The sequence below is a fragment of the Paraburkholderia aromaticivorans genome, assembly GCF_012689525.1.
In the GTDB taxonomy this organism is placed as follows: domain Bacteria; phylum Pseudomonadota; class Gammaproteobacteria; order Burkholderiales; family Burkholderiaceae; genus Paraburkholderia; species Paraburkholderia aromaticivorans_A.
This window is the reverse complement of record NZ_CP051514.1, coordinates 1,369,998-1,389,461: the sequence shown is the minus strand read 5'-3', so window position 1 is coordinate 1,389,461 and position 19,464 is coordinate 1,369,998. Positions and strand designations below refer to the sequence as shown.

At 62.2% G+C, this 19,464-nt stretch carries 15 protein-coding genes and 2 pseudogenes; 12 read left to right on the top strand and 5 right to left on the bottom strand.

Going from position 1 to position 19,464, the window contains the following annotated elements; genetic code table 11:
• The first annotated feature begins 753 nt into the window (after nucleotides 1-753).
• The 4 genes from HF916_RS06530 (at nucleotide 754) to HF916_RS06515 (ending at nucleotide 4,841) form a co-directional block, all read left to right on the top strand.
• Nucleotides 754-2,382 (top strand): electron transfer flavoprotein-ubiquinone oxidoreductase, encoded by a 1,629-nt coding sequence (locus HF916_RS06530; protein WP_168788221.1) that lies wholly within the window; start codon nucleotides 754-756, stop codon nucleotides 2,380-2,382.
• A gap of 242 nt (nucleotides 2,383-2,624) precedes the next feature.
• A complete protein-coding gene (locus HF916_RS06525; RefSeq protein WP_168788220.1) occupies nucleotides 2,625-3,317 on the top strand; it encodes a nitroreductase family protein in 693 nt (230 codons plus the stop codon).
• 33 nt (nucleotides 3,318-3,350) lie between these two features.
• Nucleotides 3,351-4,469: a CaiB/BaiF CoA transferase family protein gene (locus HF916_RS06520; RefSeq protein ID WP_168788219.1), complete on the top strand. Its 1,119-nt coding sequence runs from the start codon at nucleotides 3,351-3,353 to the stop codon at nucleotides 4,467-4,469.
• Nucleotides 4,470-4,553: 84 nt separating this feature from the next.
• Nucleotides 4,554-4,841 carry a DUF1330 domain-containing protein gene (locus tag HF916_RS06515; RefSeq protein WP_168788218.1) on the top strand — a complete coding sequence of 96 codons (288 nt, stop codon included), beginning with the start codon at nucleotides 4,554-4,556 and terminating at the stop codon, nucleotides 4,839-4,841.
• Between the two features lie 56 nt (nucleotides 4,842-4,897).
• Here HF916_RS06515 and HF916_RS06510 read toward each other — a convergent pair whose 3' ends face one another.
• The 3 genes from HF916_RS06510 to HF916_RS06500 form a co-directional block, all read right to left on the bottom strand.
• Entirely contained in the window at nucleotides 4,898-6,298 is a 1,401-nt protein-coding gene (locus HF916_RS06510; protein ID WP_168788217.1) for an MmgE/PrpD family protein, read from the bottom strand.
• A gap of 103 nt (nucleotides 6,299-6,401) precedes the next feature.
• On the bottom strand, nucleotides 6,402-6,827 hold the full coding sequence (locus HF916_RS06505) for a Zn-ribbon domain-containing OB-fold protein (protein WP_168788216.1): 426 nt from the start codon (nucleotides 6,825-6,827) through the stop codon (nucleotides 6,402-6,404).
• Nucleotides 6,827-8,020 carry a thiolase family protein gene (locus HF916_RS06500; protein WP_168788215.1) on the bottom strand — a complete coding sequence of 398 codons (1,194 nt, stop codon included), beginning with the start codon at nucleotides 8,018-8,020 and terminating at the stop codon, nucleotides 6,827-6,829. The genes HF916_RS06505 and HF916_RS06500 overlap by 1 nt, the downstream gene beginning before the upstream one ends.
• Before the next feature lie 212 nt (nucleotides 8,021-8,232).
• Here HF916_RS06500 and HF916_RS06495 point away from each other — a divergent pair, with 212 nt between their 5' ends.
• The 8 genes and pseudogenes from HF916_RS06495 to HF916_RS06460 all read left to right on the top strand — a co-directional run bounded on the left by HF916_RS06495 (nucleotide 8,233) and on the right by HF916_RS06460 (nucleotide 18,568).
• Nucleotides 8,233-10,380, top strand: coding sequence for an acetate--CoA ligase family protein (locus tag HF916_RS06495; RefSeq protein WP_168788214.1), 2,148 nt, complete (start codon nucleotides 8,233-8,235; stop codon nucleotides 10,378-10,380).
• Nucleotides 10,381-10,395: 15 nt separating this feature from the next.
• Nucleotides 10,396-10,899 (top strand): MaoC/PaaZ C-terminal domain-containing protein, encoded by a 504-nt coding sequence (locus HF916_RS06490; RefSeq protein WP_168788213.1) that lies wholly within the window; start codon nucleotides 10,396-10,398, stop codon nucleotides 10,897-10,899.
• The gene (locus HF916_RS06485; protein WP_168788212.1) at nucleotides 10,896-12,050 is read left to right on the top strand and encodes an acyl-CoA dehydrogenase family protein; all 1,155 of its coding nucleotides are present in this window, start codon (nucleotides 10,896-10,898) and stop codon (nucleotides 12,048-12,050) included. The genes HF916_RS06490 and HF916_RS06485 overlap by 4 nt, the downstream gene beginning before the upstream one ends.
• Nucleotides 12,051-12,078: 28 nt before the next feature.
• Nucleotides 12,079-13,824 (top strand): FAD-dependent oxidoreductase, encoded by a 1,746-nt coding sequence (locus HF916_RS06480; RefSeq protein ID WP_168788211.1) that lies wholly within the window; start codon nucleotides 12,079-12,081, stop codon nucleotides 13,822-13,824.
• A 146-nt stretch (nucleotides 13,825-13,970) separates the two neighbouring features.
• Nucleotides 13,971-15,359: an MFS transporter gene (locus tag HF916_RS06475; RefSeq protein ID WP_168788210.1), complete on the top strand. Its 1,389-nt coding sequence runs from the start codon at nucleotides 13,971-13,973 to the stop codon at nucleotides 15,357-15,359.
• 90 nt (nucleotides 15,360-15,449) lie between these two features.
• On the top strand, nucleotides 15,450-16,211 hold the full coding sequence (locus HF916_RS06470) for an electron transfer flavoprotein subunit beta/FixA family protein (protein WP_168788209.1): 762 nt from the start codon (nucleotides 15,450-15,452) through the stop codon (nucleotides 16,209-16,211).
• Between the two features lie 22 nt (nucleotides 16,212-16,233).
• Nucleotides 16,234-17,187, top strand: a pseudogene (locus tag HF916_RS06465) (electron transfer flavoprotein subunit alpha/FixB family protein); the annotation flags it as partial.
• 148 nt (nucleotides 17,188-17,335) lie between these two features.
• Entirely contained in the window at nucleotides 17,336-18,568 is a 1,233-nt protein-coding gene (locus tag HF916_RS06460) for a porin (RefSeq protein WP_168788208.1), read from the top strand.
• Nucleotides 18,569-18,721: 153 nt separating this feature from the next.
• Here HF916_RS06460 and HF916_RS06455 read toward each other — a convergent pair.
• Nucleotides 18,722-18,952, bottom strand: a pseudogene (locus HF916_RS06455) (hypothetical protein); the annotation flags it as partial.
• 135 nt (nucleotides 18,953-19,087) lie between these two features.
• Nucleotides 19,088-19,396, bottom strand: a complete 309-nt coding sequence (locus HF916_RS06450; RefSeq protein ID WP_168788207.1) for a DUF4148 domain-containing protein — start codon at nucleotides 19,394-19,396, stop codon at nucleotides 19,088-19,090.
• Nucleotides 19,397-19,464 lie beyond the last annotated feature (68 nt).

Below are 19,464 nucleotides of genomic sequence, written 5' to 3'. Positions count from 1 at the left end.
GCGATACGCCAGGCAGAGTTGCACGTTATCGCCAAGGCGCAGCGACCATGTGCGGGCAAAATCTTGTAATGGACCGTCCATTAGCTTATTATAGGCCAAGTGGCCGGCACTGTCGAATCGTCACTGGACAGCCGCGCGGCGGTTGCATGTCTGACAGGGATTTTCTGTGCTCGCGAATGGACGCGAAACCTGATTGGCCGAAGAACCCCAAAGGCGCCGGTATTCGGCGTCACCGGTAATGGTCTCGTGCCCGATCTTTTCTCGTCCTTCCCGGAGCCGTCGCTGCAGTCCGTCCGAACTTGCAGCCGGCCGCGCAAATGTGTCAGAGGCAAAAGCAGAGGCCATACAGGTCGAGTTTGGAGAAATCGGTGGGGACACGGGAAAGGTCATTGCGCGCCCTGGTCGAAAAGTGGCTCGGACCGGATTCGGCGAGTAAAGCTCTCATAAGGCGGTTCAACCATCCCCGGGAGAGAGCGTGACGCTTCGTGCACGTGAAAACCTCCCATCCGTCTGGCGAGCTCGAGATTGTGTTCTTCCGGCACCAGGACGGTTCGTGGTTTGCGTTTCCGGCTGATAACAATCGCCCGACGATGAGCGTTGGTCAACCCGTGATCACGGGCGACGAGCTGAGGTTCGAAGGTGAAGAAGGCGCACAGACCAATCGTGTTTAGCCGGTTTTGACAAGAGTGGAGACGTTATTCTGTGTGCATTTCAACAGTCCTTGATGATGATTTCGCCGTCGAACGGGAGGCAATGGAATATGACGTGGTGATCGTCGTTGGCGGCCCTGCCGGCCTGTCGGCGGCCATTCGTCTGAAGCAGCGCGTGGCGGAAGAAGGCGTCGAAATCGGCGTCTGCGTGCTCGAAAAAGGCTCGGAAATTGGGGCGCATATCCTCTCGGGCGCGGTGATGGACCCGCGCGCGCTGAATGAACTGGTCCCGGGCTGGAAGGAAAAAAGCGCGCCGCTGGACGTCGAGGTGACGGAAGACCGCTTCCTGTTCCTCTCCGAGACGGGCGCGAAGGCCGCGCCGAACTGGGCGCTGCCGGAGAACTTCAAAAATCACGGCAACTACGTGATCAGTCTCGCGGACGTCACGCGCTGGCTGGGGCAGCAGGCCGAAGCGCTGGGCGTGGAGATTTTTCCAGGCTTTCCGGCCGCGGAAGTGCTGTACAACGATGACGGTTCCGTGAAGGGCGTCGCGACGGGCAACCTCGGCATCGGCAAGGACGGCGAGCCCACCGAGAACTTCCAGCCCGGCATGGAACTAGACGCGAAGTACAGGCTCTTCTGCGAGGGCGCGCGCGGGCATCTCGGACGGCAGCTGTCCGAGCGGTACAGGCTGCGCGACGGCGCCGATCCGCAGGTGTATGGCATCGGCATCAAGGAGCTGTGGGAAATCGATCCGTCAAAGCACAAGCTGGGTCTCGTGATCCACACTGCAGGCTGGCCGCTCGATACACAGACCTATGGCGGCTCGTTCCTCTATCACATCGACAACAACCAGGTGATGGTCGGCTTTGTGGTCGGACTCGGCTACTCGAATCCGTATCTGTCACCATTCGAGGAATTCCAGCGCTACAAGACGCACCCGGAGATCCGCAAGTTCCTCGAAGGCGGCCAACGCCTGTCGTATGGCGCACGTGCGATCACGGCCGGCGGCCTGATGTCGCTGCCGAAGCTCGTATTCCCGGGCGGCGCACTCGTGGGCGATGACGCGGGCTTCCTGAATGCGTCGCGGATCAAAGGTTCGCATGCGGCGATCAAGACGGGCATGCTCGCCGCCGATGCGGCCTTCGATGCGGTTCAGGCCGGTCGCCAGTCGGATGAACTCGCCGCGTATCCCGAATCGTTCAGGACCTCATGGCTGCACACGGAGTTGCACAAGGCACGCAACTTCAAGCAGTGGATGAGCAAGGGTCTGTACCTGGGCACCCTGATGGTCGGTATCGAGCAGAAGGTGTTCGGTGGCAACGTGCCGTGGACACTGCATCACCAGCGCTGGGACCATGAGATGCTCAAACCGGCCTCGCAATTCAAGCCGATCGTGTATCCGAAGCCCGATGGCAAGCTGACCTTCGACCGTCTCTCATCGGTGTTCATCTCGAACACGAACCATGAAGAGAACCAGCCTGCGCACCTGACGCTCCGGGACCCAGGTGTTCCCATCACCGTCAACCTAAGGACATACGCAGGCCCGGAAGCACGCTTCTGCCCGGCGGGCGTCTATGAATTCGTCAAGGACGACCAGGACGAAGACCGTCTGCAGATCAACGCGCAAAACTGTGTGCACTGCAAGACCTGCGACATCAAGGACCCGACCCAGAACATCGTGTGGGTCACGCCCGAAGGCGGGGGTGGTCCGAACTATCCGAACATGTAATCCATGCGATTCTTAACTCATGATGTGCGCGCGGCCTTCGCCGATCATGTCCCGGATCTGCAGGGTGTGATGACTGCGTCCGCCAATGAAATGGCACTTCCATTGTATTGTTATCGTGCGAGGAGCCTCCGCTGCTCAAACCGGCACAACGGCGACAGGAATCGCGTGCTTTTTTACCGCCGCGTGACCTGGTACGTTGCACGGCGCCATGAGCAGCACGCGGGCTTGACGGGCATAACGTAATGAACGCAGCCACGAACACTGCAACTGACGAAACTGTGCTGGAGCGCTTGCTTCAATTGCGTCACAGCTGCCGCGCTTTCCTGTCCGATGCAGTGGACAGGACGATCATCGAGCGGATTCTCGTAACGGCGCAGCGCGTGCCTTCGTGGTGTAACGCGCAGCCATGGAAACTGATCATCACAAGCGGCGATGCGACAGAAGATTTTCGCCGTGAGCTGCTAGAACACACCGCCGTATCGAAGCCTGACCCGGATATTGCCTTTCCCCGCGAATATCGGGGCGCCTATCTCGAACGCCGGCGAGCGTGCGGTTTGCAGCTATACGATACGGTCGGCATCACGCGCGGCGATCGTGAGGCATCGGGCAGACAGGCTCGGGAGAATTTCCGCTTCTTCGGTGCACCGCACGTCGCAATCGTCACGGCCGATTCGGGGCTGGGCACGTATGGCGCGATTGATTGCGGCGCATACGTGACGACGTTTCTACTCGCTGCCGCGTCGCACGGCGTCGCGTGCATCGCGCAGGCGGCGCTTGCGTCTCATTCGCCTTTCGTGCGCGAGCATTTCGACATCCCCGAAGACCGGGTCATCGTGTGCGGTATTTCGTTCGGTTACGAAGACCACGGACATCCGGCAAACCGGTTTCGTACGATGCGCGCAGCGCTCAATGAGGTCGTCGACTGGCGCAGCTAGTCATCCTCACTTTTCAGATGGAGAGTTCATTTCATGAAGCAAGGTCCGTTGGCGGGACTGAAGGTACTCGAATTGGGCGCGATCGGCCCGGTACCCTTTTGCGCAATGATGCTTGCGGACATGGGAGCCGACGTTGTCCATCTCGCGCGGCCACGCATGCAGCCTGATCCGGACGACATCCTGTTGCGTGGGCGACGGATCGTTCCGCTGGATCTGAAAACGTCACGGGATCGCGCGACTGCGCTCGAACTGGTTGCGCGTGCGGACATCCTGCTGGAGGGCAACCGGCCGGGCGTCATGGAAAAGCTCGGCCTCGGCCCGGATGTCTGTCTCGAACGCAATCCGCGCCTCGTCTACGGACGCATGACGGGCTGGGGGCAGCAGGGCCCACTCGCGTTGAAGGCGGGGCACGACATCAACTACATTTCGCTCACCGGCGCGCTCGATGCAATCGGCAGTGCGGGCGGTGCGCCCGTGCCGCCGCTCAATCTGGTGGGCGACTATGGTGGCGGCGCAATGTTCCTGGCGTTCGGCGTGCTGTGCGCGCATCTGGAAGCGCTCAACAGCGACAGGGGGCAGGTGGTCGATGCTGCAATGGTCGATGGATCGGCGATGCTCATGTCACTTTATTGCCGGATGTATGCGCAGGGGCGCTGGACGGATCAGCGTGGCGCGAACATGCTCGATGGCGGCGCGCCGTGGTATACGACGTACCCAACGTCCGATGGCCGTTATATCGCGGTGGGTGCGCTCGAGGAACCTTTCTGGCAAGAGCTGCTTGATCGCCTCGATATCGTCTCCGACGCGTTGCCGCCGAGAACTGATCGCGCCGGCTGGGACACGATCCGCGCCGTTCTCGCGCAGCGCTTCCTTCAGCGCACCCGTGACGAATGGGCGACGCTGTTCGCTGATTCGGATGCGTGCGTGAGCCCGGTGCTGGGCTTGCTGGACGCACCGGCACACGAGCATGTCGCGAGCCGGGGCACCTTCATCGATCTCGGCGGCGTGACGCAGCCCGCACCGGCACCGCGCTTTAGCCGGACGCCGGGCTGCGCGCGGCTTGCCAGATCGGGACCGGATGAGGTGGAGGCGGTTTTCGATTCCTGGGGCGTGCAACGCCCTTCACCGTATGATCGCGGCCATACGGCATAGCCACACGCAACCATTGCCCGCGCGCACGAGGCAGCGAACAGCTTTCGTCGCGCGCGGCATCTATCAATAGGGAGTCAACGAACCATGCCAAAGGGCTACATCATTGCGCGCATTGACGTGACGGATGAGAACGCGTACGCACATTACGCGAAATTGGCAACACCGGTCATCGAGCAATACGGCGGACGCGTGCTCGTGCGTGGCGGCACTTGCCATGTTCTGGAAGGCGAAGGACGGGCGCGGAACGTAGTGATCGAGTTCGATTCGCTGGAGCTGGCCGAACGCTATTACCATTCGCGGGAATATGGAGCCGCACGTGCCGCACGCAGCGGTGCGGCGATCGCCGATTTCATTGCCGTAGAGGGGGCTTAAGCGTTCACATGGCTCTTGGCGTTAACGAGACCAGGAGCCGGATTGCGCGGCCACGCTCACATCGGGCACAGCTCATCGAAAAGCCAGCCGCAGCCGGTCTCGTGCTCAAGCTGCATGAAGCGCGCCGCGTACGCGGCACTCGCTTCTGCCGACATCCGGTGGCCGGCGAGCCGCTGAAATTTCGCTATCACCTCTGCATCGACCAATGGATTCTGCGGTGATCCACGTGGGCTATCGGAGCGCGCGTGATGCACATCCGCGCCGTGCTTCGAAACCGTGACCCGACACTGGTGATAGTGCGTCAGTTCCGGATCCGAGACCACTTCGATATTGGCAATCATTGCGCGCACCTCGGGGCGGCGCAGATGCGCGTCGAAGTCCACGCTATGCTGCGGAACGATCACGTCGGCGCCGCACGCGGCGAGCGCTGTGCAATATTCCAGGTGAAAGCGTGCTTCGTTCGCGGTGCGAGGCAAGTCCCGCTTCGATACCGCCGGGATCACATAAGCCGGCAGTGCCACTTGCAGCGTACTGCCCTCGAGCACATTCGCACCCAGTTGCTGACGCAGGTCGACAACCAGATCGACTGCGGAATGCGTATAGCCGCAGCACGCATGCAACTTTCGACGCGGCTCGGCGAGGAACCAGCGGCTGTCATCCGCGATCACGCGTGGATCGTATTCGCGGCACAGCGTCGCGAACAGACCAATGCGACTCTCCAGCAGGCGGCCGGGTCCCGTCATCCCATGCTTCGCGTAGCCGGCTGCGCGCAGGCCGGTCGCCGCCGGCCATGCGCCAAACAGCATTGGCTTGACCGTGCCGCCCTCACCGAAGATAGTCTCGGCCGGGCACCATGTGGTCAACGCGCCAGCGATTGCGAGCGCTTCGCGGGTCTCATCGCGCGACATTCCGTGTAAGGAGGCCGCGACAGCTGCTGCACCGAACGCGGACACGAGGCCAGGTGTCACCATCGCGACGTCCGTGTAGGGCTTGAGCGCCGGATAGACACTCGCGTAGAGGCGAGACGTGACCTCGATGCCGGCGATAACCGCTTTGGTCAGCGCGGCGCCCGACGCCCCGCATCCCTCAACCAGTGCGAGTGCAGCTGCGACATTGCCGATGCCGGCGTGGCCCCCAATAAGATCGTTCAGCTCGAAGATATCGCCCCAGTAACCATGTACGCGGGCCGCTGCCTCGACTGGCAGGGCCTGCGTGTGACCGATGACGCGTGCGAGCGGTCCGCCGCCGCCAGACGCGCTTTCGGCATCAAGCAACATGGCACCTTCCGGCGTGTCGGCGCCGGCAAGCATGCAGCCGATCGTGTCGAGCACGCACAGCCCGGCCTGTTGCCGCACGATATCTGGCACATGTTCCAGATCGAGCGTCGTCACGAAGCGGGCGAGTGAATCGAGAAGCGATGTGCTATCGGCAGATGACTGGTCGGAAGATGTCTGCATAGGATTTTCCTTAATCAATAAAGCGTTGTTCGCACGCGCATGTTTTTTTGCTGAATCACCACCTGCACGAGGAGCGGTTCATCTATCGCTCAAACGACGGCTGCTAGCGAGGCAGATGGACAGCTCGCGCAGCGAACAGCGGCCCGTCGTCATGCCGCAATGCGATGATTTCGACGGCTTCGTCGAGTGCGAGTGGGGCATCGCCCCAGAGGCTGACCGCGATACGGGGACCCTCGTCGAGGTCGACGATGCCGACGCGATAGGGCGCGTCGGCCCGAAACGCGGCTGGCGCTGCGTGAATGGTTGTCGCCGAGTAAAGTGTGCCGCGTCCCGACAGGTCGGTCCAGCTTACCTGCTGTGACCAGCAATGCGGACAAAACGGCTTGGGCGGAAACGTGTACGCATGACAAACGTCGCAGCGTGTCGTGCGAAACTGGCCGTCGCGCAGCGCGTCCCAGAAGGCGCGCGTGAAAGGCGTTACACGTGGCGGATAGGCACGAGGACCGGCAACGTTGAGAGTTTCGAGCATTAGTGGACCCCCTCCATGATGTGAACGAGCGCTGCGTTGTAGTTACCGAGTTCGGCGCTCGTCATCGCGAGTTCCGCATTAGGAACCTGACGCGCGCCCGCGCGACCCCGCAGTTGGTCGGCGATTTCCACGAAACTGTAGAACGGCGTTACATATGCGGGATGCCCACGCGATTGCAGTCCGCCGGATGTGCAGATCGGAATGCGTCCGCCGAGGCTTGTCACACCTTCGGCCGCGCAACGCGCGCCACGGCCGCGCGGCACGAGACCGAGTGCTTCGCTCGCCAATACCTCGACGATCGTGCACGGCGCATACAGTTCGGCGACGTCGATATCCGCCGGCGTAACGCCAGCCGCCTCGTAGGCGACGCGTCCGGCAGTCTGCGCCGCGATGAAAGCGGTCATATCATTGGGCACTTCGCTGATCTGATGTGCACCTTCATGAAAGAAACCGCGGGAGCGGATCCGCACATAAGGACGCCCGAGCGAGCGTGCGACATCTTCTTCGGCAAGCACGAGGCACACTGCGCCGTCGCTGCGCGGCGGCACTTCATAAAGTCCCAGCGGCTCGACGATCATCGGCTGCGCGAGCACATCGTCCAGCGTGATCGGCTTGCGGAACTGCGCGAGCGGATTAAGCGCCGCGTGCGCGCGGTTCTTGACCGCGACGCTGGCCAGTTCTTCGCGCGACGAGCCGTGCTCGTAGATGTAGCGTGCGGCATCCATCGCATACCACGCGATCGGGGTGATGCCGAACGGCCCCTGAAAATCGACGTCGCCGACTGCGCGCATCGAACTCATCATGTGCTCCGCGGCTGACGTTGCAGTCTCGAAGTTTACGCCGAGCGCGAGCGCCACTTTCGAGCGCCCGAGCAGGATGTCGTTCGCGGCGTTCTCGAACGCGAGGCCTGCTGTCATGCCGTTGCCAAGAATCTCCGCGACGCTGCCAGTGCATGGCAGCCGCAGATGATGTGCCATGAATGTCGCGAAGTACTTCTGCAACGTATAAGGCCTGCATTGCGCCAGTGAAAGTGTGCCGATATCCGCCTTCTCCACGCCTGCGTCCTTGACCGCATCGAGCACGAGCCTGACGAGCACCTCATGTTCGAGCGTCTGTTCCGCAGCGCCCGGTGGCGACTGCCATTTGCCGACGGGCAATGCCGCAGTACCTACGATCGTCACTGTCCTACCCATACTGTCCAGCCTCCTCGTGCGCCGAAATACGGACCGTGCGGCCCGCGAAAGCCACCGCGTCTGCGGCAACGATTAACTAAAATATCAACGATCTAATGGACGGTCCATTGGGGTAATTGCCCGGTGGACGAGCCGTGCGAACGTGATGCTTAATTGAGTCAATGGACGGTCCAATAGATTTGGCTGAAATACGAAGCAAAGGAGAGTGACGGATGCATAACGAAAGAGCCGTGTACCGGATGAACGATCTTCGCCGGCTGATCGATCCACGAACGATTGCTGTCGTCGGCGCGTCGGAAACGCCGGGTTCATTCGGTCAGCGCACGCTCGCGAATCTGGCTGCCTTCGGTGGGAAGGTGTTCGGGGTCAATCCCAAGTACCGCGAGACCGTTGGCTTCCCATGCGTGCCGACGCTGGCTGATCTGCCCGAGTCGCCGGACTGTGTTGTGATGTGCGTGTCGCAGTCGCTCGTCGAACCGACGCTCGAGGAAGCGATTGCGATCGGCGCGGGCGGCGCGATTGTCTACGCGTCGGGGTATGCCGAGACCGGACGTCCCGATCGCGTCGCGGCGCAGGAGCGTCTCGTCGACATCGCGCGCCGCGGCGGCATCCGGATCGCAGGGCCCAACTGCGTTGGCCTCGCGAACGTGCGTTCCGGTGCGGCCATGAACTTCATGTCGGACTGCGGCAAGATGATGAAGGGACACGCGGGCCGCGTTGCCATCGTGTCGCAGAGCGGTGCGCTTGGGTACACGGTGTTGCAGGGGATGGCGCGGGGCGTGGGAATGAGCCACTACCTCGCGGCAGGCAATTCGTCCGATGTGGACGTCGCCGACTTCGTCGCAGCGCTCGCCGACGATCCGGAGGTCGGCGCGATCGTCTGCCTGTTCGAAGGCGTGAAGAGTGGAGCGCGTTTTCTGGAAGCGGCACGGCTTGCCGATGCGGCCGGCAAGCCGCTGATCGTCTACAAGGCTGGCAACACGGCCACGAGCGGCAAGGCCGCTCTGTCGCACACGGGCACGCTGGTCGGCTCCGTCGCCGCCTACCGCGCTGCTCTGGAAGAGGTGGGAGCCATCCAGACCGACGACCTCGAGGCCGTACTCGAACTGGCGAACTTCTTCGCGCGCAATGGAGCGCCGCGCAATGGCCGCGGCGTCGGCATCATGGCGACTTCCGGCGGCGCTGGTGTCATCAATGCGGACAAAGCCGAGCAAAAAGGGCTTGAGCTCCCGGCGCTCTCGCCGGCGACGCGCGAAGCACTCGTGTCCGTTGTGCCCGATTTTGGCTCGATTGCGAATCCGGCCGATCTGACCGCCGAAGTGCTCAAGACGTCGTCGACCTTTTCGCACTGCCTGAATGCGTTTGTCGATGATCCCGCATTCAGCGCGGTTGTCGTGCCGCTTGTGTTCGCACACGATGCAGCGACGGGTGCGCGCGCGCCGATCATCTGCGAGTCCGCTGCCCGGAAAAAGAGCGCAATCGCGGCCGTCTGGATGAACGACTGGCTCGAAGGGCCAGGAAGCGCGGTACTGGACGCCGACCCGAATGTGACGCTGTTCCGTTCCGCCGATCGCTGCTTCTCCGCAATACGCGCATGGTGCGACTGGCACGCGCGCCGTGCGTCGCGTTCGGATGCGGCACCGAGACGGTCGGCCGCCGACGCGCGCGATAACGCGCAGGCGATAGTGACGGCAGCGCACGAACGGGGCAAGGTGTTGAGCGAACAGGACTCGAAAAGGGTGCTTGCCGCGTACGGGATCAAGGTGCCGCGCGAAAGCGTCGCCTCAACGCCGGACGAAGCCGTGCAGGCAGCACAAGCTCTGCGTTTCCCACTCGTCGTCAAGATCGCCTCCCCCGATATTCCGCACAAAACCGAGGTATCCGGCATTCGTCTGAACCTGAAAGACACGCAGGCGGTGCGGGACGCTGCGCGCGATGTGCTGGCCTCTGCCGCGAAACATAAGCCGCAGGCGCGGGTCGATGGCGTGAGCGTCCAGGAAATGGCGCCGCCTGGTGTGGAGCTCGTGCTTGGCATCCAGCGCGACGCGCAATTCGGCACGCTGGTCGTCGTGGGTCTCGGGGGCGTGCTGGTTGAACTGCTTGGCGACGTGTCGATTGCGCTCGCACCGGTGACGCCGGACAAAGCGGCCGCGATGCTGTCGTCGCTGAAGGGCTACCGGCTGCTGACCGGCTACCGCGGACAGCCTCGCCTCGACATCGACAGCGCGATCGACGCAATCTGCCGCTTCTCCGAGTTCGCCGCCGACATGGGCGACGCGCTTGCCGAGGCGGACGTGAACCCGGTCATCGTAGGACAGGACGGCGTCGTGGCTGCCGACGCGCTGCTTGTCCTCTCATAAGAGGGGGTCCATTCAATGACTGGCAAATGTATCGAGGAGTTCGCCGAGGGCCAGGTCGATCTGAGCCCCGGACGCACGATCACCGAAACCGACGTGGTCACGTTTTCGTGGGTGTCAGGTGACGTCAATCCGATGCACACCGATGCGGAATACAGCGCAAAGTCCGCCCTTGGTCAGCGCATTGCGCACGGGGCACTCGGGCTGTCCGTGGTCACGGGGATGAGCGCACAGATGGGCCATCTGATCGGAACCGCTATCGCCGCGTTGGGCGTCGACGAATGGCGTTTCCTCGCCCCGATATTCCTCGGCGACACAGTGCATCTGCGCACGACCGTCATGTCGGCGCGAGCAACGTCGAAGCCCGATCGTGGCGTTCTCAAACGCCGCATGGAACTGATCAACCAGCGGGGTGAAATCGTGCAGACAGGGGTGATGACCACGATGGTACTGACGCGTTCGGGTCTGGACGCCCTCAGCGCCCGCCGCAATACAACCAGAATCGCAGAGGAACAGAAATGACCTTGATGAACACGTTTGGCCTGAATGAAGAACAGAAAATGATGCGTGAGAGCATTCTCACGCTGCTTGAGCGCCACTTGCCGTGGGATCGCGTGCGCAAGATGGACGAGACGAAGGAGTACCCGCACGAGGCGCATGCGGCGCTCGCCGAAGCGGGCTTTCTGAGCCTCTTCTATCCTGAGGAACTCGGCGGCAGTGGCGGCAGCTACAAGGACATTACGGTTCTGCTGGAGACGCTTGGCTACTACTACACGGGAATCGCGCAGGGCATCACGACGACCGCCATCTACGCGGGCATGCACGTGGCAAAGTTCGGCTCGGATGCGTTGAAGCAGGAAATCGTGCCGAAGATCATTTCAGGCAAGGCAAAGCTGTCGCTTGCGATGTCCGAACCGGGTACCGGCTCAGACGTCGCGGGCATCCGGACCACGGCCGTGCGCGACGGCGACGAGTATGTGCTGAACGGCAGCAAGGTCTGGATCACCTGCGCGCACGTCGCGGACTATATCGTCGTGATCGCAAAGACCGATCGCAATGCGCCTCGACATCAAGGCATCAGCACGATCCTCGTCGACGCGAAGGCGCCTGGCGTCACGATTCGTCCGCTGAACATGCTCGGCCGCCGCACGACGCATGCGAATGAGGTGTTCTTCGACAACGTGCGTGTGCCCGCATCGAACCTCTTCGGCGGCGAGGGGCAGGCGTGGAAAAACATCATGAAGTGTCTCGGCCTCGAGCGGATGGCGCTGGCCGCGATTTCCGCAGGCCACTGCTTCCGGATCACCGAGTATGCGCGCGACTATGCGCAGCAGCGCATCCAGTTCGACCAACCGATCTCGAGCTTTCAGGTGATCCAGCACAAGCTGGTCAACATGGCGATCATGGCCGAGACATCGCGTCAGTCGGTGTATCGGGTGGCGGAGCTGCTCGATGGCGGCGACCCGGCCATCAACGAGACGTCGATAGCGAAAATCGTCTGCACCGATAACAACTTCCGCTGCGCGGACGAAGGACTGCAGATTCTCGGCGGGGCAGGCTATTCGATGGAATATGACATGCAGATGTTCTTCCGCGATTCGCGCGTCGGCCCGATCGGCGGGGGCAGCAATGAGATCCAGCGCAACGTGCTCGCGAAGCGCATGGGACTGTGAGTGCGAGCGGCAACCAGGAATGCACGTTATGACTAACACGATGCTCTCACCGGAGCGGACCTGCGATGTGCTCGTCATCGGCTCGGGCGCAGGCGGTCTGTCCACCGCCATCACGGCGCGCAAACAGGGACTCGACGTCGTCGTCATCGAGAAAGAGCCGTGGTTCGGCGGCACCACGGCCTATTCGGGTGGCGTGCTGTGGATTCCCGGCAACCGGCACGCCGCGGCGAATCACGTCGAGGACACGACCGGGGCCGCGCGTCGCTACATGCGCAATGAAACCGGTGCGTTTTATGACGAGGTGGCGGTCGACGCATTTCTGCGCGTCGGTCCGGAAATGCTCGATTTCTTCGAGCGCGAAACGGAAGTCAAATTCCTGCCAACGCTGTATCCGGACTATCACCCGGATGTCGATGGCGGCGTCGACATCGGCCGGTCGGTGGTCGCCGCGCCGTACGATGCCCGGCGGCTGGGCGCGGACATCATGCGGCTACGGCCGCCACTGAAGACCATCACGTTCATCGGCATGATGTTCAACTCATCGAACGCCGATCTGAAGCACTTCTTCAACGCGACGAAGTCGCTGAAGTCGGCCTGGTATGTGACGCGACGCCTCGCGAGCCACTTGAAGGATCTCGCGCTATATCGCCGCGGCGTACAGATCACGAGCGGTAACGCACTCGCGGCGCGCCTCGCGAAGTCAGCGCTCGATCTTGACATTCCGATCCTGACGAACACGGCCGCACTGGAGCTTATCGTCAAAGGCACACGCGTATGCGGCGTCGTCGCACGAACCGCGAACGGGACGGTGAACATCGCGGCGCGGCACGCGGTCGTACTGGCATGCGGCGGCTTCTCGCACGATGTCGAGCGTATTCGCAAAGCGTATCCGCACGTTGCGCGCGGAGGTCAGCATGTGTCGCCGGTTCCGGTCGGCAATACGGGCGACGGCGGCCGGCTGGCCGAGCAGGTCGGCGGACGTGTCGACCTCCGGTATCCGCAGCCGGCGGCCTGGATGCCGGTATCGCGCGTGCCGATGAGCGACGGCAAGTTCGGCGTGTTCCCGCATCTCGTCGATCGCTACAAGCCGGGGATTATCGGCGTCACGCGTGGCGGCCGCCGCTTCACAAACGAATCCCATTCGTACCACGACGTCGGCGTCGCGATGATCGAAGCGTGCAAGAGCGAACATGAAACAGCGATGTGGCTCATCTGCAATCGACGAACGATTCGCAAATACGGCCTCGGTTACGCGAAGCCCGCGCCGGTGCCGCTCGGGCCGCTGGTGCGCAACGGCTACCTGGTGAAGGGGCGCACGCTGGCCGAACTGGCGACGCGCGCGGGTATCGACGCGCGTCAGCTCGAAGAGACCGTGCGCCGCTACGATGGAGACGCCGCGCGCGGCGTTGACACAGAGTTCGGGCGCGGTAGCACGTCGTTCAACCGGTACCTTGGCGACCCCGATCACTTGCCGAATCCATGCGTCGCACCGGTCGGTCCTGGTCCGTACTACGCGCTGAAGGTGGAGATGGGCGATCTTGGGACCTTCGATGGCATCGCAACCAATGTCTCCGGTCAGGTGCTGGCGAACGGGCTGACGGTTGAGGGTCTGTACGCAGTCGGCAACGACCGCGCGAGCGTGATGGGCGGCAATTACCCGGGTGCGGGGATCACGCTGGGGCCGATCATGACGTTCGGATTCATTGCGGGGCGGCACATCGCCGAGCAGGCAAGGGCGCCAGCGCGTGAGCCAGACCTGCGAATGGCTTCATAGCTGAACGGGCGGCGTATGCCGCGCCTGATTTTTGTTATCTAGCGTAACTGATTATTAGAGTGGAGGCAGACGAAAATGGAAAGAGGCAATGGCGGCTTGCGGCGCTTTCAGGCGACGCACTGTGCGATCAGCAACGGAGGCGATCGATGAGAGAGCCAATCAACAGGGGGCGCACGGTCGATGTGCAGGAGTTCATCGACGGACAGCGCTTCTCCGTGTTTCACAGTGTGCTGTTCGTGCTGTGTTTTCTGATTGTCGCGCTCGACGGATTCGATACGGGCGCAATGGGATTCATCGCCCCGTCTCTCGTTCAGGACTGGAAGGTGCCGCGCGAATCGCTGGGGCCGGTGTTGAGCGCCGCACTGGTCGGCGCCGGTATCGGCGCGCTTCTGGTGGGCCCGTTCGCCGACAGGATCGGCCGCAAGGCAGTGCTGGTGGCATCGGTATTCTTCTTTGGGGCGTTGAGTTGTGCGACCGCATTATCCAATTCGATGGACGCGCTCACGGCGATGCGGTTTCTCACCGGACTCGGGCTCGGCGCTGCCGTGCCCAACGCCGTTACGTTGATGTCGGAATACGTACCGGCGCGCATCCGGGGCTTCGTCGTCAACGCGATGTTCATGGGGTTTGCGGCCGGAATCGCGCTGGGCGGCGTGCTGTCCGCGTGGCTGATCCCCGTGTTTGGCTGGAAGAGCGTGTTGATGACGGGCGGCGTTGCTCCGCTCGTCCTTGCGGCGATGTTGATTCCGTTCTTGCCGGAATCCGTCAAGTTCATGGTCGCGAACGGGCGATCGCGCGAACGCGTCGCACGAATCCTGCAACGGCTCGCGCCGCAGGCCCGACTCGATGGCTGCACATTCATCTGCGAAGCCAAGGATCCGGCTGATACAACCAGGACGTCACCAGTATTGCAACTGCTGTCGAAGCGCTATCTGCTCGGCACGATGATGCTGTGGCTCAGCTATTTCATGTGCCTGACGGTTTTCTACCTGTTGACCAACTGGCTGCCGACCCTGTTCAAGGCATCGGGCTTCACGCTCCACGGATCCGCGATGGCGTCTTCGCTGTTCCATGTCGGCGGTTGCGTGGGCATTCTGCTCGCCGGCTGGCTGATGGATCGCTTCAGCGCCATTCGCTTAGTCGCGTTCTTCTACGTGCTGACGGCGGCGATTGTCTTCGTGATCGGCCGTAACGTCGCGCACGACGCGTGGCTTACCGCGCTGATCGCGATGACGGGCGTCGCGCTTTCCGGTGCGGCTGCATCGATGGCGCCGCTGGCAGCGGAATTCTATCCGACGACGAGCCGCGTTACAGGCGTCGCGTGGATGTTGGCGATCGGGCGGGTCGGCGCGGTGGTGGGCGCGCTCGGCGGCGCGATCTTAATGGGGTTGAGCTGGCAGTTTGCGTCGATTTTCAGTCTGCTTGCTATGCCGTCGCTGGTTGCTGCGTTTGCGCTCGTGGTAATGGGACGCAGTGCCGCGCATAACGAGCGCACGTCGACGGGCACCGCGCCTGTGGTGGCGACGAGGTCGTAGTGGGGGGCTGCACAGCACGTTGCATTGGCAGGAAGCGTGCTAATGCGCTGTGCACAAGAGCCGGTTGATTGGTTAGAGAGAGATTCGACTATGAAGATTCTAGTTGCAGTGAAGCGGGTGGTCGACTCCAACGTAAAGGTTGGGGCGAGGTCAGACGGTACGGGCATCGACATGGCGAATGTGAAGATGTCGATGAACCCGTTCGACGAGATCGCGGTGGAGGAAGCGGTGCGTCTGAAGGAAGCGGGCGTCGCGACTGAGGTGATTGCAGTGTCGGCGGGTGTCACGCAGTGTCACGAAACGCTGCGCACGGCGCTGGCGATCGGTGCGGACCGTGCAATCCTGATCGAATCGAATGAGGAGCTGCAGCCGCTGGCGGTTGCGAAGCTGCTGAAGGCGCTGGTCGACAGGGAGCAGCCGCAGCTGGTGATTCTGGGCAAACAGGCCATCGACGATGACTCGAACCAGACCGGGCAGATGCTTGCTGCGCTGGCGAACCTTCCGCAGGCGACGTTTGCGTCGAAGGTGACCATCGCCGACAGCGAAGGACAAATGCGGGCGACCGTCGCCCGTGAAGTGGATGGCGGCGCGGAAACCCTGTCACTGACGCTGCCGGCGGTGATCACCACTGACCTGCGTCTCAATGAGCCGCGCTACGTGACGCTGCCCAACATCATCAAGGCGAAGAAGAAGCCGGTGGAAACGCTCAAGCCTGAAGACCTTGGCGTTGACGTGAAGCCGCGCCTGAAGACGCTGAAGGTTGCCGAGCCGCCGAAGCGCTCCGCCGGTGTGAAGGTGCCGGATGTGAAGACGCTGGTCGAGAAGCTGAAGACCGAAGCCAGGGTGCTTTAAGTAAAACGCGGAGAAAGAGCAAATGACGACTCTGGTAATAGCTGAACACGACAACGCGTCGATCAAGGCGGCGACGCTCAATACGGTGGCTGCTGCGCACGCGGTTGGCAAATTCGTGGGCGGTGACATTCACGTGCTGGTGGCAGGTCACAACGCGCAGGGTGCAGCGGATGCGGCAGCGAAGATCGCAGGTGTTTCGAAAGTCCTGCTGGCCAACGCGCCGCACCTGGAAGCCGGTCTCGCGGAAAACGTCGAAAGGACGGTGCTGACGGTTGTGCAAGACCCGGCGAAGGACTACACGCACATCCTCGCGCCGGCGACCGCGTATGGCAAGAACATCGCCCCGCGCATTGCAGCGAAGCTCGACGTCGCGCAGATCAGCGACATCATCGCAGTGGGTAGCGCCGACACGTTCGAGCGCCCGATCTACGCCGGCAACGCGATCGCGACGGTTCAATCCCAGGATCCGATCAAGGTGATCACGGTGCGTACGACCGGTTTCGACCCGGTTGCAGCAGAAGGCGGCAGCGCAGCGGTGGAAAAGATCGAGGCGGCGACGGACACAGGTCTCTCGCAGTTCGTCAGCCGTGAAGTGACGAAGCTGGACCGTCCGGAACTGACGTCGGCGAACATCATCGTGTCGGGCGGCCGGGGGCTGGGCAGCGGGGAAAATTTCGCGGTGGTGCTGGAGCCGCTGGCGGACAAGCTCGGCGCGGCGCTCGGCGCGTCGCGCGCAGCGGTGGACGCCGGCTTTGTGCCGAACGACTATCAGGTCGGCCAGACAGGCAAGATCGTCGCGCCGCAGCTGTATGTGGCTGTTGGCATTTCGGGTGCGATCCAGCATCTGGCCGGGATGAAAGACTCAAAGGTGATCGTGGCGATCAACAAGGACCCGGAAGCGCCGATCTTTAGCGTCGCCGATTACGGACTGGTCGGCGATCTGTTTTCGCTAACACCCGAGTTGGTTTCAGCGTTGAACTGGCAAAACATCGGTGCAGCGAGGCTTGTTGAGCAACTCTTTTCGGACAGGGGATTATGTAAATCTCATTGATATATTTCGGTATACGAATCATTAAAAAGACCATGCCGTCAGACCGGGCGGCAGAAAAAACAGTGGAGACGTCATGAAGAAACAGCTTTATTGGCTTGGTCCAGCGGTCCTTCTCGCAACCGGTAACGCTTACGCACAAAGTTCCGTCACGCTGTATGGATTGATTGACGTCGGCCTGAACTACGTAAGCAACGCGCAGGTTGGCCGTAATGCGGATGGCAGTCTCGCCGGCAAGCAACTGGTTTCGATGAGCGACGGAGGCGCGCGCGGAATTACTGGCAGTCGCTGGGGTTTGAAGGGTTCCGAGGACCTTGGAGGGGGGTTATCGACGATCTTCACGCTGGAAAATGGCTTTAGCCTGAATAACGGCACGCTCTCCCAGGGCGGCGCGGAATTCGGGCGACAGGCTTTTGTCGGATTGAGCGGTCCGTTCGGTACGGTGACAGCCGGCCGTCAGTACGATACGGAGTCGGACTTCGTCGCGCCGTATTCGCCGAGCCTGATCGTCGGTATCTCCGGCTCGCTTCCCGGCGATGTGGATGGCCTCGGACATACGCGACGCACCAACAACGCGATCAAGTACGTCAGCACATCCTATGGTGGAGTGACGTATGGCGGCATGTACTCGCTCGGCGGCCGCGCAGGGAACTTCACCGCAAGCCAGATCTGGGCGCTGGGCGCAAGCTACTCCGCGAACAGCTTCTCGATCGGTGTCGGCTATTACAACGGACGCGACCCGAATCTCGCTTCATTCGGCAACAACCCGAATTCCGGTCCGGCGACCTCGAACAACCTGGGCTCGTTCGGGTCCGCAGAATTGGCACAATCGAATCCGATCTACGCCGGATACGCTTCCGCTCACACGTTCGAGATCTATTCCGGGGGCGCGAGCTACAAGATCGGTCAGGCAACCCTCGCGCTGTCGCTGAGCCACTCGGCATTCAAGGGAATCGGCGACCTGGAGGCCGGACCGAATCCGCGTGGCTATCATGGCACTGCGGTATTCAACAATGGCACCGCAACCGCTTCATACTGGGTGAGCCCCGCGCTGCAGGTGGGTGGTGCGTACACATATACGCGAGGCGGCGGCGTTAGCGGGCAGGATGGGGCGACTTACCAGCAGGGGATTCTGGGCGTGCAGTATTTTCTGTCGAAGCGGACGGAGATTTATCTCTTCGGCGTCTACCAGGTCGCAAGTGGGACGGATTCGCTCGGCCAGCGAGCCGTCGCGAACATCGAGTTGATGACGCCGTCGAGCAACAATCGCCAGTTTGTCGGGCGGGCGGGGATCGTGCAGCGGTTCTGAAGACGCTTGCGACGTGATGATGTGGCGACATACGTCACGTGGGCATGTCAACTTACCGACGGTGGGACGGCACACGGCAGCTGCGACGACCGTTCAGAAGGTAGTCGGCGGATTTTGGGCGAGTTCGGCCAATTCACGGCGAGGCCGACGTCCATATGCGGGAACCTGCCCGGGCGGCTTCGCGATGTACCGGATAGGCACGCCTTCCATCGCGGCGACACAGTCGCACAGCCTGATGAAGCAGCCGACCGGGCAGCCGCCACAATCCGCGATACGCGGCGCCGCCATGAGGAAACAGGGCGGCCGCCCCTGCACGAGGAGATGCTGAATCGCGCGGTTGAAGATCTCCTGGTGCGTCAGGAAGTTAAGGCTTTTCTTGTTCATTCACCCGCGCGTCTGCGCAGCGGCCATAGGTTGGGTCGTTCGAGCAATCTGCACTTACGGCGCCGGATCAGCGGCGTCGTCGCAAAAATGCGGCTGACGCGCAACCCGTCCCGCCGGCATCTGCGCATCAAAACATTATGGGTGGCTGTACATCGCGTCCGAGTCGGCCTTCGAAACGGCCGGGCGTCCCGCGTCGGACGAGCCACTCCCGACGCCGCCGACGCCTGTTGCGCCGTTCTGTGCAGCGACCTTGGCCAGGGCGGCCCGGATGTCGTCCGGATAATGCGGATCGGCACCGGCAGCGGGACGCCAGCCAGTCTGCTCAAGCTGAACGAGTTCAGCACGCACCTGCGCACGGGTGAGAGGCTGGTTCGATTGAGCGAACGCGGCAAGCGGAGCAGCAAGGGCAACTGCAACGACAACAGCTTGAATTAGGGACTTCATGGTACTTACCTCCAGATTCTGTTTGGTCCTGCTACGAACAGCCCTGTTCGCGATCAGTGGCTATAGTC

Excerpts from the sequence above, each read along its gene's own strand:
- HF916_RS06495 (WP_168788214.1), top strand. The coding sequence starts at position 8,233 with ATGCATAACGAAAGAGCCGTGTACCGGATGAACGATCTTCGCCGGCTG.
- HF916_RS06505 (WP_168788216.1), bottom strand. The coding sequence starts at position 6,827 with ATGCTCGAAACTCTCAACGTTGCCGGTCCTCGTGCCTATCCGCCACGT.
- HF916_RS06500 (WP_168788215.1), bottom strand. The coding sequence starts at position 8,020 with ATGGGTAGGACAGTGACGATCGTAGGTACTGCGGCATTGCCCGTCGGC.
- HF916_RS06520 (WP_168788219.1), top strand. The coding sequence starts at position 3,351 with ATGAAGCAAGGTCCGTTGGCGGGACTGAAGGTACTCGAATTGGGCGCG.
- HF916_RS06485 (WP_168788212.1), top strand. The coding sequence starts at position 10,896 with ATGACCTTGATGAACACGTTTGGCCTGAATGAAGAACAGAAAATGATG.
- HF916_RS06515 (WP_168788218.1), top strand. The coding sequence starts at position 4,554 with ATGCCAAAGGGCTACATCATTGCGCGCATTGACGTGACGGATGAGAAC.
- HF916_RS06510 (WP_168788217.1), bottom strand. The coding sequence starts at position 6,298 with ATGCAGACATCTTCCGACCAGTCATCTGCCGATAGCACATCGCTTCTC.
- HF916_RS06490 (WP_168788213.1), top strand. The coding sequence starts at position 10,396 with ATGACTGGCAAATGTATCGAGGAGTTCGCCGAGGGCCAGGTCGATCTG.
- HF916_RS06475 (WP_168788210.1), top strand. The coding sequence starts at position 13,971 with ATGAGAGAGCCAATCAACAGGGGGCGCACGGTCGATGTGCAGGAGTTC.
- HF916_RS06525 (WP_168788220.1), top strand. The coding sequence starts at position 2,625 with ATGAACGCAGCCACGAACACTGCAACTGACGAAACTGTGCTGGAGCGC.
- HF916_RS06480 (WP_168788211.1), top strand. The coding sequence starts at position 12,079 with ATGACTAACACGATGCTCTCACCGGAGCGGACCTGCGATGTGCTCGTC.
- HF916_RS06530 (WP_168788221.1), top strand. The coding sequence starts at position 754 with ATGGAATATGACGTGGTGATCGTCGTTGGCGGCCCTGCCGGCCTGTCG.
- HF916_RS06470 (WP_168788209.1), top strand. The coding sequence starts at position 15,450 with ATGAAGATTCTAGTTGCAGTGAAGCGGGTGGTCGACTCCAACGTAAAG.
- HF916_RS06450 (WP_168788207.1), bottom strand. The coding sequence starts at position 19,396 with ATGAAGTCCCTAATTCAAGCTGTTGTCGTTGCAGTTGCCCTTGCTGCT.
- HF916_RS06460 (WP_168788208.1), top strand. The coding sequence starts at position 17,336 with ATGAAGAAACAGCTTTATTGGCTTGGTCCAGCGGTCCTTCTCGCAACC.